The organism is Pantoea sp. PNA 14-12, assembly GCF_004364735.1.
In the GTDB taxonomy this organism is placed as follows: Bacteria; Pseudomonadota; Gammaproteobacteria; order Enterobacterales; family Enterobacteriaceae; genus Pantoea; species Pantoea stewartii.
In genome coordinates, this window is record NZ_SOAJ01000001.1 from 312326 (window position 1) to 324512 (window position 12187).

General features: G+C 53.3%; 8 protein-coding genes and 7 tRNA genes. 2 read left to right on the forward strand and 13 right to left on the reverse strand.

All coding sequences use genetic code 11. From position 1 onward, the window contains the following. Positions 1 to 6: 6 nt before the first annotated feature. Positions 7 to 1431 (reverse strand): tRNA (N6-isopentenyl adenosine(37)-C2)-methylthiotransferase MiaB, encoded by a 1425-nt coding sequence (gene miaB, locus C7434_RS01560; protein ID WP_033739300.1) that lies wholly within the window; start codon positions 1429 to 1431, stop codon positions 7 to 9. 168 nt (positions 1432 to 1599) lie between these two features. On the opposite strand from miaB, the gene ubiF reads away from it, so the two are divergent. Then, on the forward strand, positions 1600 to 2772 hold the full coding sequence (gene ubiF / locus C7434_RS01565; RefSeq protein WP_033739303.1) for a 3-demethoxyubiquinol 3-hydroxylase: 1173 nt from the start codon (positions 1600 to 1602) through the stop codon (positions 2770 to 2772). A 93-nt stretch (positions 2773 to 2865) separates the two neighbouring features. Here the strand turns inward: ubiF and C7434_RS01570 are convergent. The 12 genes from C7434_RS01570 to nagB all read right to left on the reverse strand — a co-directional run bounded on the left by C7434_RS01570 (position 2866) and on the right by nagB (position 9744). Beyond that, positions 2866 to 2940 (reverse strand) — tRNA-Gln (locus C7434_RS01570). A gap of 26 nt (positions 2941 to 2966) precedes the next feature. Beyond that, positions 2967 to 3041 (reverse strand) — tRNA-Gln (locus C7434_RS01575). Between the two features lie 6 nt (positions 3042 to 3047). Next, a tRNA-Met gene (locus C7434_RS01580) sits at positions 3048 to 3124 on the reverse strand. 22 nt (positions 3125 to 3146) lie between these two features. Further along, a tRNA-Gln gene (locus C7434_RS01585) sits at positions 3147 to 3221 on the reverse strand. A gap of 34 nt (positions 3222 to 3255) precedes the next feature. Next, positions 3256 to 3330, reverse strand: a tRNA-Gln gene (locus C7434_RS01590). A 22-nt stretch (positions 3331 to 3352) separates the two neighbouring features. Then, positions 3353 to 3437 (reverse strand) — tRNA-Leu (locus C7434_RS01595). A gap of 10 nt (positions 3438 to 3447) precedes the next feature. Then, positions 3448 to 3524: transfer RNA gene (locus tag C7434_RS01600), tRNA-Met, on the reverse strand. A 217-nt stretch (positions 3525 to 3741) separates the two neighbouring features. Further along, positions 3742 to 5409: an asparagine synthase B gene (asnB, locus tag C7434_RS01605; protein WP_006118422.1), complete on the reverse strand. Its 1668-nt coding sequence runs from the start codon at positions 5407 to 5409 to the stop codon at positions 3742 to 3744. 304 nt (positions 5410 to 5713) lie between these two features. Then, on the reverse strand, positions 5714 to 6466 hold the full coding sequence (locus tag C7434_RS01610; protein WP_033739305.1) for an HAD-IIA family hydrolase: 753 nt from the start codon (positions 6464 to 6466) through the stop codon (positions 5714 to 5716). A 40-nt stretch (positions 6467 to 6506) separates the two neighbouring features. Further along, entirely contained in the window at positions 6507 to 7727 is a 1221-nt protein-coding gene (locus C7434_RS01615; RefSeq protein ID WP_033739308.1) for an N-acetylglucosamine repressor, read from the reverse strand. A 7-nt stretch (positions 7728 to 7734) separates the two neighbouring features. After that, on the reverse strand, positions 7735 to 8883 hold the full coding sequence (gene nagA / locus C7434_RS01620; RefSeq protein ID WP_033739310.1) for an N-acetylglucosamine-6-phosphate deacetylase: 1149 nt from the start codon (positions 8881 to 8883) through the stop codon (positions 7735 to 7737). 60 nt (positions 8884 to 8943) lie between these two features. After that, positions 8944 to 9744 carry a glucosamine-6-phosphate deaminase gene (nagB, locus tag C7434_RS01625; protein ID WP_039337946.1) on the reverse strand — a complete coding sequence of 267 codons (801 nt, stop codon included), beginning with the start codon at positions 9742 to 9744 and terminating at the stop codon, positions 8944 to 8946. Positions 9745 to 10062: 318 nt separating this feature from the next. Here nagB and nagE point away from each other — a divergent pair, with 318 nt between their 5' ends. Continuing rightward, positions 10063 to 12096, forward strand: coding sequence for an N-acetylglucosamine-specific PTS transporter subunit IIBC (gene nagE, locus C7434_RS01630; protein ID WP_058701104.1), 2034 nt, complete (start codon positions 10063 to 10065; stop codon positions 12094 to 12096). Positions 12097 to 12187: the final 91 nt, after the last annotated feature.

Below are 12187 nucleotides of genomic sequence, written 5' to 3' on the forward strand. Positions count from 1 at the left end.
GGAAGATCAGGGCTGGAAGACGCCAACGCCGATATCATTTTCTTTGCGGGTACGGGCGATAACGGAGGCCGGGCTTTCAACTACACGTAAGCCCATTTCCTCTTCAGTCCGCACCAGCTTGCCGCGCAAGGAGTTGGTATAGACATCGACAATTTCAACGTCGACAAACTTACCTATCATCTCTACCGGACCTTCGAAATTCACCACTCGGTTGTTTTCGGTGCGGCCGGTCAGCTCCATCACGTTTTTACGTGAAATGCCTTCTACCAGAATCCGCTGCACGCTGCCCAGCATACGGCGGCTGATCGCCATGGCCTGCTGGTTGATGCGATCCTGCAGAATATACAGACGCTGTTTTTTCTCTTCGTCGCTGACGTCGTCAGGCAAGTCTGCCGCAGGTGTGCCCGGCCGCGCTGAGTAGATAAAGCTGTAGCTCATATCAAAGTTAATATCACCAATCAGCTTCATCGTTTGCTCAAAGTCCTGCTGTGTTTCACCCGGGAAACCCACGATAAAGTCAGAACTGATCTCAATGTCAGGGCGTGCAGCGCGCAGTTTGCGAATGATAGCCTTGTACTCCAGCGCAGTGTGCGCACGCTTCATCAGCGTCAGAATTCGGTCGGCGCCGCTCTGCACAGGCAGGTGGAGGAAGCTTACCAGCTCTGGCGTATCGCGATAGACATCAATGATGTCATCGGTGAACTCAATCGGATGGCTGGTGGTGAAGCGAATACGGTCAATGCCGTCAATCGCCGCCACCAGACGCAGCAGTTCAGCAAAGGTGCACACGTCGCCGTCAAAGGTTTCGCCGCGATAGGCGTTCACGTTCTGCCCTAACAGGTTCACTTCGCGTACGCCCTGCGCAGCCAACTGCGCGATCTCCAGCAGAATATCGTCTGACGGACGGCTGACTTCTTCACCGCGCGTATAAGGCACCACGCAGAACGTACAATATTTGTTGCAGCCTTCCATGATGGAGACAAACGCGGTGGGGCCTTCGGCCCGCGGTTCTGGCAGGCGGTCGAATTTTTCAATTTCCGGGAAGCTGATGTCCACAACCGGACTTTTGCTGCCGCGCACGGTATTAATCATTTCAGGCAGGCGATGCAGGGTTTGCGGACCAAAGACAATGTCCACGCAAGGCGCACGCTGGCGAATATGATCCCCTTCCTGCGACGCGACGCAGCCGCCAACACCGATGATCAAATCCGGGTTGCGCTCTTTGAGTTTTTTCCAGCGCCCCAACTGGTGGAAAACCTTCTCCTGCGCTTTCTCGCGGATTGAGCAGGTGTTGAGCAGCAGAATATCCGCCTCTTCGGCTTCCTCTGTCAGGGTATAGCCGTGCGTGCTGTTCAGCAGGTCAGACATCTTAGATGAATCGTACTCATTCATCTGACATCCCCAGGTTTTGATATGCAGTTTTTTTGTCATCGAGCTAGCCATTAAATCAGTACAGTGAAGTGCTGGGCGCGTATTGTAATGCTTTGCTGCGGATGTGACCAGCCTGAGGGCTTTTCTGATCGTGCCTCATTTTTCCGGTACACTTTGCAGGAATACCACCGCGCTGAAAAGTGGCGGCCTAAGAGAGGGATACAAGTGATGCAGGATAACCAGTTTGATGTGGTGATTGTCGGCGGCGGCATGGTCGGAGCGGCGCTGGCCTGTGGTTTAGCGCAGCACCGCTTCCGGGTGGCGGTGATTGAGCGGGCAACCCCGCCACCTTTCGATCCCGACAGCCTGCCGGACGTGCGCATTTCCGCTGTCGGCTCCTCGTCGGTGGCGCTCCTGAAACAACTGAACGTCTGGCAACGCGTAGAGGCGATGCGCTGTGCGCCTTACCGCAAACTGGAAACCTGGGAGTGGCAGACGGCGCAGGTCAGTTTCGATGCGGAGTCGCTGGGTTTGCCTGAACTGGGTTATATGGTGGAGAACACGGTGCTGCAACGTGCGCTGTGGGAAGAGATGACGCAGCGAGGGATCACCTTGCTGTGCCCGGCGACGATGGAGGATCTTCAGCCCTGTAATGCGGGCTGGACGCTGTCATTAAGCAATGGCACGACCGTAACCGCAAAATTAGTGGTGGGGGCAGACGGCGCAAGTTCACAGGTGCGACAGATGGCGGGTATTGGGATTCATGGCTGGAGTTACGCACAGTCCTGCTTACTGATCAGCGTCACCTGCGAGCATCCGGCTGGCGATGCGACCTGGCAGCACTTTACGCCCGACGGTCCACGCGCTTTCCTGCCGCTGTTCGGTCATCATGCCTCGCTGGTATGGTATGACGCCGCCGCCCGTATCCGACAGTTACAGGCCATGCCTGTCGCGCAGCTGGAGAAAGAGATCGCCCATCACTTTCCGGCCCGACTGGGCCGTTTTCATGTGCATGCAGCCGGTGGCTTTCCCCTGGTGCGTCGTCATGCCGCGCGTTATGTCCTGCCGGGGCTGGCGCTGGTCGGCGATGCGGCGCACACCATTAATCCTCTGGCAGGGCAGGGCGTGAATCTGGGATATCGTGACATCGATGCGTTAATGGATGTAGTAATTGCTGCGCGTGACAACGCTGAAACCTGGTCGTCGGAACGGGTGCTGTTACGTTACCAGCGCCAGCGCCGCCACGATAATCTGCTGATGCAGAGCGGGATGGATCTGTTCTATTTTACGTTTAGCAACCGCGTCGGCCCGTTAAAGCTGGTACGCAATCTGGGATTGATCGCCGCTGAGCATTCCGGCGTGCTGAAACGTCAGGTCTTGCGCTATGCGTTAGGTTTGTAAGCCTCAGCCACGCGTCGCACGGATGTGACGCGTGGTCATGAGCCGGAAGCCAGAAACAAAAAAGCCCGCTATTGCGGGCTTTTTTGCTTAATTTGGCTGGGGTGCAGGGATTCGAACCCCGGAATGCTGGTATCAGAAACCAGTGCCTTACCGCTTGGCGACACCCCAATGGTGTCAAATCAAATTGTCTAAAATGGCTGGGGTGCAGGGATTCGAACCCCGGAATGCTGGTATCAGAAACCAGTGCCTTACCGCTTGGCGACACCCCAAGAAAATGGTGGCTACGACGGGAATCGAACCTGTGACCCCAGCATTATGAGTGCTGTGCTCTAACCAGCTGAGCTACGTAGCCAAATTGTATTGCCTTTCGATGATGGCTGGGATACCTGGATTCGAACCAGGGAATGCCGGTATCAAAAACCGGTGCCTTACCGCTTGGCGATATCCCATTCGTCCACTCGCAGCCGCGAGATACATCGAAATTGGCTGGGGTACCTGGATTCGAACCAGGGAATGCCGGTATCAAAAACCGGTGCCTTACCGCTTGGCGATACCCCATCCATGCTGCCGACTCGTGAAATGGTGCGGGAGGCGAGACTTGAACTCGCACACCTTGCGGCGCCAGAACCTAAATCTGGTGCGTCTACCAATTTCGCCACTCCCGCAAAAAAAAGATGGTGGCTACGACGGGAATCGAACCTGTGACCCCAGCATTATGAGTGCTGTGCTCTAACCAGCTGAGCTACGTAGCCATCTTTTTTCGCGCAACCTTCATCGGCGTTGCGGGGCGCATTATGCGGAGTTGACTACACAGCGTCAACAAGTTTTTTGCCGTTTTTTGCCTTCAAACGCCTGTTTGTCTGGCTTATAACCAGGGTGGTGCTTTATTCGGCAATTTTTCAGTGAATACAACGGCAACTCCACAAAAAATGGGCCATTACTGGCCCATCTGTTCACTCAGTATAGCACTTATTTGTAAGCGGACTGGTGCACGCCCACGGCACGTCCTGAAGGATCGTCCATGTTTTTGAAGGCTTCATCCCACTCAATCGCTTTTGCCGACGAACAGGCAACAGACGGCCCACCTGGCACGCACTCGGCAGCACTTGGCAGTGGGAACAGTTCTTCGAAAATTTCGCGATAGAGATACGCTTCTTTCGAACCCGGCGTGTTATACGGGAAGCGGAAATGCGCCGTCGCCAGTTGCTGATCGCTAATCTGCTTAGCCGCTACTTCTTTCAGCGTGTCAATCCAGCTGTAACCTACGCCGTCAGAGAACTGCTCTTTCTGACGCCAGGCAACGCTTTCCGGCAGATAGGAAGAGAAACATTCGCGCAGAATGTGTTTTTCCATTTTACCGTTGCTGCCGCACATCTTGTCCTGTGGGTTGATACGCATGGCGACATCCAGGAATTTCTTATCCAGGAACGGCACGCGCGCTTCTACGCCCCAGGCGGACATCGCTTTGTTGGCGCGAGCACAGTCAAACATGTGCAGAGCCAGCAGCTTACGCACGTTCTCTTCATGGAATTCTTTGGCATCAGGCGCTTTATGGAAATAGAGGTAGCCACCGAAGACTTCATCTGCGCCTTCGCCTGACAGCACCATTTTAATGCCCATCGCTTTGATCTTACGCGACATCAGGTACATCGGCGTGGAGGCACGAATGGTGGTCACATCGTAGGTCTCAATGTGGTAGATCACGTCACGAATAGCATCCAGACCTTCCTGCACCGTGAAGTGGATTTCATGGTGAACCGTACCCAGGTGCTCGGCAACCAGTTTGGCTGCTTTCAGATCCGGTGAGCCTTCCAGACCGACGGCAAAAGAGTGCAGCTGTGGCCACCAGGCATCGCTTTTGTCCTGATCTTCAACGCGCTTAGCGGCAAAACGCTTGGTCACGGCTGAAATAATAGAAGAATCCAGACCGCCAGACAGCAGCACGCCATAAGGAACGTCTGACATCAGATGACTTTTTACCGACTCTTCCAGCGCATGTTTCAGGCCAGCCGCGTCAGTCACGTTGTTTTCAACGTTTTTGTATTCCATCCAGTCACGCTGCCAGTAACGACGAATTTCACCGTCAGTACTGGAAAGGTAGCTTCCCGGTGGGAATTCTTTAATGGTGCGGCAAACCGGCACCAGTGCCTTCATTTCAGACGCCACAAACAGGTTGCCGTGCTCATCGTTGCCCATATACAGCGGAATGATACCGATATGGTCGCGACCAATCAGATACGTTTGCTTCACGGTGTCGTACAGGATAAAGGCAAACATGCCCTGCAACTCGTCCAGGAAATCGACGCCTTTTTCCTGATACAGCGCCAGAATGACTTCGCAGTCCGAACCGGTCTGGAAACTATAACGATCGCTTAACTCTGCGCGCAGGGCCTGATGGTTGTAGATTTCACCGTTGACGGCCAGAACGTGAGTGTGATCGGCGTTATACAGTGGCTGTGCACCGTTGTTGACGTCGACAATTGAGAGACGTTCGTGAGCAAGGATCGCGTGGTCGTCAGCATACACACCTGACCAGTCCGGCCCACGGTGACGCATTAAGCGTGAGCTTTCCAATGCTTTTTTACGTAACTCAACGGGATCGCTTTTCAGATCCAGCACACCAAAAATAGAACACATATCTGACTCCTGAACTCACCTGCGGCGATGTAATTTTACGTTTGTCCGGCAGCCGTTCGCTGCGTGATGTATAAGAAAATGCGTTATTTCAGGTGCACAATGCAAGAGGAATCGTGTTTCACTGATAAAAAGGTTGTTGAATAACCCTGGATATTGAATTTTATCTAATGAAAGTGTCTTTTTATTGATGAATCGGCAATAAAAAGTGATTTTGGGGTGTTTTTTGAACGATCTCAAGCCAGCAGAGAGGGGCAAGGAAGGGGAATGCACTGCCTGAGGCGGCAGTGCGTCATAAGCTGAACGTTTAGAAGAGATCGATATCGGCCACGGAAGGGAAAATCCAGTCAGGACGGAAAGGCATCGCGTCAATATCGCTCAGGGTTGACACCCCAGACAGGACAAGAATGGTTTCCAGTCCGGCCTGAAAACCGGCCAGAATATCGGTGCGAAGGTTGTCACCCACGATCACCGTGTCCTCAGAGTGCGCCTGCATTTTATTCAGCGCGGCACGCATGATATACGGGCTGGGTTTGCCGACATAAAACGGCCTGCGACCGGAGATCTTTTCAATACCGGCACACAAGGCACCGCAGGCGGGCACGAATCCCCTGGCGTGCGTGTCGGGATTGGTGGCAATGAAACGCGCCCCGTTTGCCACAAAGAAAGCCGCCTTATGCATCATGTCCCAGTTAAACGACCGGGTTTCGCCCACGATGACAAAGTCCGGGTTAACGTCAGTGATGGTAAAGCCCGCTTTGTAGAGTTCGTGCACCAGCGCACCCTCACCAATGACATAGGCTTTTTTGCCTTCCTGACGACGCAGAAAGTCAGCGGTCGCCATGGCTGAGGTGTAAAACACCGAATCCGGGATGTCGATGCCCGCGGAGGAGAAGCGATTGGCTAAGTCCCGCGCCGTCTGGGAAGGGTAGTTGGTCAGCACCACTAATGGCATATCTTTAGCCAGAATGCGCTGCAAAAACTCTTTTGCACCGGGCACCGCGGTATTGTCGTGCATCAGCACGCCATCAATGTCACAAATTACATTTTTAATCGTCATAAATGTGTTCCGATGCGCGCTGTCAGAAAACAGGCTGCGCTTAGTCTTCCAAAAGATGTTGCAGCAGGATGCCGTTTAACATCGCTCGTTTCGCCAGCGCAAAGGCGCCGATCGCCGAGCGATGATCGAGTTGTGAACGCACCACAGGCAGATTTTTACGAAAGGCCGCCAGTGTCTGCGTATTAATGCAACTTTCAATCGCGGGTAGCAAGACACGTTCTGCTTCGGTGATCTCGCCTGCCAGCACGATTTTTTGCGGGTTAAACAGGTTGATCGCAATTGCAATCGCCTTACCCAGATAACGCCCCACATGCTCGACAACTTCGCAGGCTAACGCATCGCCCTGATTGGCGGCCTGGCAGATATGCTGCATCTGGCACGCCGCCTGAGTCAGGATGCTCGGGTAGCCTTTATTCAGTAGCTCGCTTACACGATGTTCAATGGCGCTGTTTGCCGCAATGGTTTCAAGACAGCCAAAGTTGCCACAGTGGCAGCGTTCCCCCAGGGGATCGACCTGAATATGACCGATTTCACCGACATTGCCATTACTGCCCAAAAAAATCTGCCCGTTGGCGATAATGCCTGCGCCGGTTCCCCGATGCAGGCGCACTAATATCGAGTCGGCACAATCGCGCGTTGCGCCAAAATAGTGCTCAGCCAGCGCCAGGCTGCGAATATCATGGCCCACAAAACTGGTGACGTTAAACCGGTGCTTTAGATTAGCAACCAGCGGCCACTGATTCACATGAATATGCGGCATGTAGCGGATTACGCCATTAAGCGGATCAACGAGGCCGGGCAAAATCACGGAAATCGCGATTAGCTCGCGAATTTTCGCTTCACTCTGCTGGATAAAATGCGCAATGGCATCGAACAAGGCCTGTTCGAGTGCTTCCTGCGTGCGCTGGGGCAGGGGATAATCCTGCTGAGCCAGGGATTTACCGCTTAAATCGAACAGGGTTAGCGTGGCATCATTGCGGCCAAGGCGCACACCGATGGTGTGAAAGTGGCGGGTTTCCGTCACGATAGAAATGGCGCGGCGACCGCCAGTGGACGCCTGCTGGTCCACTTCTTTAATCAAACCGCGCTCAATAAGCTGACGTGTAATTTTGGTGACACTGGCGGGAGCAAGTTGGCTTAAATCCGCAATCTGAATACGTGAAATCGGCCCTTGCTGGTCGATTAACCGGTAGACGGCCGCGCTATTCAGTTGTTTGACAAGATCGACATTTCCAATTTGAGTCTGGCCGCCAGTGGTCATTCAGTGCTTACTCGCTCAGGACGTTATCTCCATTGACTAACGTCTTAATAATTTTAAAGTCGCGTGTAAAAACCGTCAGGTTGGCGAGTTTCCCTGCCTGAATCGTACCTGACTGTTTTTCAACGCCCATTGCCTGTGCGGGATAAAGTGATGCCATGCGCAGGGCTTCATCCAACGCAATGCCCGCATGCTCAACGCAGTTTTGTACGGCTTCAATCATTGTCAGTGCTGAACCGCTTAGCGTGCCCTGCTCATCCACGCACAGCCCGTTACGATAATAGATTGTTTTACCAGCAAAAATAAACTTATCGATAGCAGCGCCCGCCGGTGCTGTCGCGTCGGTGACCAACACCAGTTTGTCACCTTTGATGCGTTTAGCATTGCGGACGTTAGCGTAATGGACATGTAAACCATCTGCAATAATGCCGCAGTATACATCAGGCGCATCAAACAGCGCACCGATGAGGCCGGGCTCACGTCCGGCAAAGGCAGGCATCGCATTATAGAGATGCGTGGCGAACGTAATGCCCGCCGCAAACCCCGCTTTTGCCTCTTCATAAGTGGCACTGGAATGCCCGGCTGAGACCACGATACCCGCTTCGCTCAGTTGGCGAATCACCGCGCTGCCCACCACTTCGGGTGCCAGCGTAACTTTGCTGATCACGTCTGCGTTGTCGCAAAGGAATTGCACCATCTGCGCATCGGGCTCACGGATCAGGGCAGGGTTATGTGTGCCCTTTTTCGCCACACTCAGCCAGGGGCCTTCCAGATGTAAGCCCAGCATAACGTGAGGATACTTCTGCAAAAAGGCGCGCATTGTTTCCACCGCGCGCACCATCAGTGCGTCACTGCTGGTAATCAGCGTAGGCAGAAAGCTGGTACAGCCCGATTTCACATTGGCGCGATGCATGGTTTCCAGCGTTTCCACGCTGATGGCGTCTATATCGTCATTAAACTGGACGCCGCCACAGCCGTTAAGCTGCAGGTCGATAAAGCCGGGCGCGATAATGGCGCCGCTTACGTCCTGCTGTTCAATGCCTGACGGCAAGGCAGTAACAGGGCAAACCCGTTCAATGCGTCCGTCAGCGATCACCACGGCATGGTGATCCAGAATTTCGTAGCCGCTGTAGATTCGGCCATTGACTAATGCGTACATCTTCTTCTCCCGGCTTACCTGCCGCTCGTGCATCTGACAGCAGGTGACGTAATAACGGTATTAAACGCCCTGCATATTTTCCGCTTCCATTTCACGGAAGTACTTCACCGTTTTAACTTTCAACTCCATGGTCGCGGGCTCGTCGCAGACCACCACGGATTTAGGATGGAGTTGCAGGCAACTGATTGTCCACATGTGGTTCACGTTTCCTTCCACGGCAGCCTGCAACGCCTGTGCTTTAACGTGACCAGTAACCAGAATCATCACTTCTTCAGCGTCCAGCAGCGTGCCCACGCCAACGGTCAGGGCATATTTCGGCACCTGATCAACATCACCGTTAAAAAAGCGTGAATTTGCCACACGTGTGTCGTGAGTCAGCGTTTTGATACGAGTGCGTGAAGATAATGACGACGCGGGTTCGTTAAAGGCGATATGGCCATCATTACCGACGCCGCCCATGAACAGGTGGATTTTGCCCAGAGACCGAATTTTATCTTCATAACGGCGACATTCTGCGTCAATATCGGGCGCATTACCATTCAGCAAATTGATGTTTTCAGGTTGAATATCAACGTGGTCAAAGAAATTACGATGCATAAAGCTGTAGTAGCTTTCCGGATGCTCTTTCGGCAGCCCGACATATTCATCCATGTTGAAGGTAATGACATGTCTGAAGCTAACCTGGCCCGCTTTATGCATATCGATCAGGTGCTTGTACGCTTCCAGAGGCGTACCGCCCGTAGGCAGTCCCAGAATAAAGGGCTTGTCAGCGCTGGGATTAAACGCATTAATACGGTTCACAATATGGCGCGCTGCCCATTTGCCGACCTGAGTGGGAGTAGATAAAGGAATCAGTCTCATGTTGCACCTCAAATGTGAGTGAAGGATTCGACGCGCAGCAAAGCCATGTTGCCGGTGAGGACAGGCGAATGGGAAGGAAACGCGCGTCTTGATATTTCGCATCATAAAATAAGTGGGCGTTCATAGCCAGTCATGTCGACGTTAAAAATCAATTTTTGGTGATTTTTGTCACAAATGGCTGCTATTAATTTGTAGAGCGAATTAATTTGTTATTACACTCCTCAGCACTGAGTGTAATGCCGTCAGAAGCGGGCTGCTGACATAACAACATTAAGCGGCAGCCATGCAATAAGTCAGTTTCAATGGGGGAAAAGGTCAATGTTAAGTTACTTACAACGTGTGGGGCGGGCCCTGATGGTGCCGGTCGCTACGCTGCCCGCAGCAGCAATTTTAATGGGAATAGGGTACTGGATCGATCCTGACAGCTGGGGTGCAGGCAATGCCTTTGCCGCGTTGTTAATTAAATCCGGTGGCGCGATCATCGAAAATATGTCGGTGCTGTTCGCCATTGGCGTTGCATACGGCATGTCAAAAGATAAAGACGGTGCGGCTGCACTGACCGGCTTTGTGGGCTTCCTGGTCGTCACTACGCTGTGTTCACCGGCTGCTGTAGCCATGATCCAGAAAATCCCGGTGGCGGACGTGCCGGCGGCGTTTGGAAAAATCAGCAACCAGTTTGTCGGTATTCTGGTAGGCGTGCTGTCCGCAGAAGTCTATAACCGTTTTAGCCATGTAGAACTGCCCAAAGCGTTCTCATTCTTTAGCGGGCGTCGGCTGGTGCCTATTCTGGTGTCCTTCCTGATGATTCTGGTGGCATTTATCCTGATGTACATTTGGCCTGTCATCTTTAATGGTCTGGTGAGCTTCGGTGAGCATATACAAAAACTGGGATCGGTTGGTGCGGGTGTTTACGCCTTCTTTAACCGTTTGCTTATTCCGGTTGGCTTACATCATGCGCTGAACTCCGTTTTCTGGTTCGACGTAGCAGGCATTAACGATATCCCTAAATTCCTCGGCGGTGCGCAGTCACTGGCAAATGGCACTGCTATCCCGGGCATCACTGGCCGCTATCAGGCGGGTTTCTTCCCAATTATGATGTTCGGTTTGCCGGGCGCGGCGCTGGCAATTTACCATTGCGCTCGCCCTGAAAACCGGGCAAAAGTGGGCGGTATCATGCTGGCGGCCGCTTTCGCAGCATTCTTTACCGGTATCACCGAACCGCTGGAATTCTCCTTTATGTTCGTGGCACCGGTACTGTATGTCATCCATGCTGTACTGACCGGCATCTCGGTCTTTATCGCTGCCAGCATGCACTGGATTGCCGGCTTTGGCTTCAGTGCGGGATTAGTGGATATGGTGCTCTCTACCCGTAATCCCCTGGCGACGCAATGGTACATGCTGATTCCGCAGGGCCTGGTGTTCTTCGTGATTTATTATCTGGTCTTCCGCTTTACCATCAAAAAATTCAACCTGATGACCCCAGGTCGTGAACTGGCGGTAGCGGGGGATGAAGCGGACGGTTATGACGTGAACGTTGATACCACTGATAATGGTGAAAGCGCCACGGAATCACTGGCACGCCGCTACATCGGCGCGGTGGGCGGTTCAGACAACCTTACCGCCATTGATGCCTGTATTACCCGTTTACGTCTGAACGTGAAAGATGCGGGCCAGGTTAACGAAGGTGTGGCAAAACGGCTGGGTGCGTCGGGTGTGATTCGCCTCAACAAGCAAAGTGTCCAGATTATCGTGGGTACCCAGGCGGAAAGTATCGCCACGGCCATGAAAAAAGTGCTGGTGAAAGGCCCGGTTGCTGGCGCAGCCAGCAGTGGCAGTGCGCCAGCCCCCGCTAACGAGGCCAAACCCCAGGCCGTCCTGAACAGTGAAAAACGCGTTATCGCAACGCTGGTGGCCCCGGTGAGCGGTGAGGTTATCGCACTGGATGCGGTGCCGGATGAGGCTTTCGCCAGTAAAGCCGTGGGTGATGGCGTGGCGATTAAGCCGAGCGACAAGCGCGTCGTTGCGCCTGTTGCCGGTACGGTAGTGAAAATTTTCAACACGAACCATGCTTTCTGTCTGGAAAGTGAAAACGGGGTAGAGATCGTCGTGCACATGGGGCTGGATACCGTGGCGCTGGACGGTCAGGGCTTTACCCGTTTAGTGGAAGAGGGTGCACAGGTCACAGCAGGCCAGCCGGTGCTGGAGATGGATCTGGACTATCTTAACGCCCATGCCCGCTCAATGATCAGTCCGGTGGTGGTGAGCAATATTGAAGACTTCGCCGGTTTAACGCTGCTGACGCAGGGCCAGGTCATCGCCGGTGAAACCCCGCTGTATGAAGTAAAAGGCTAATTCCCTGTATCCTCAACAAAAGGCAGGAAGCGATTCCTGCCTTTTTTATTTTAATCGCTCAACAAACGGTTGTTTCTCTGCAACGCTTTGT

Bases quoted from the DNA above. Each gene is read 5' to 3' on its own strand.
- miaB (WP_033739300.1), bottom strand. From the start codon at position 1,431: ATGACAAAAAAACTGCATATCAAAACCTGGGGATGTCAGATGAATGAG.
- ubiF (WP_033739303.1), top strand. From the start codon at position 1,600: ATGCAGGATAACCAGTTTGATGTGGTGATTGTCGGCGGCGGCATGGTC.
- asnB (WP_006118422.1), bottom strand. From the start codon at position 5,409: ATGTGTTCTATTTTTGGTGTGCTGGATCTGAAAAGCGATCCCGTTGAG.
- C7434_RS01610 (WP_033739305.1), bottom strand. From the start codon at position 6,466: ATGACGATTAAAAATGTAATTTGTGACATTGATGGCGTGCTGATGCAC.
- C7434_RS01615 (WP_033739308.1), bottom strand. From the start codon at position 7,727: ATGACCACTGGCGGCCAGACTCAAATTGGAAATGTCGATCTTGTCAAA.
- nagA (WP_033739310.1), bottom strand. From the start codon at position 8,883: ATGTACGCATTAGTCAATGGCCGAATCTACAGCGGCTACGAAATTCTG.
- nagB (WP_039337946.1), bottom strand. From the start codon at position 9,744: ATGAGACTGATTCCTTTATCTACTCCCACTCAGGTCGGCAAATGGGCA.
- nagE (WP_058701104.1), top strand. From the start codon at position 10,063: ATGTTAAGTTACTTACAACGTGTGGGGCGGGCCCTGATGGTGCCGGTC.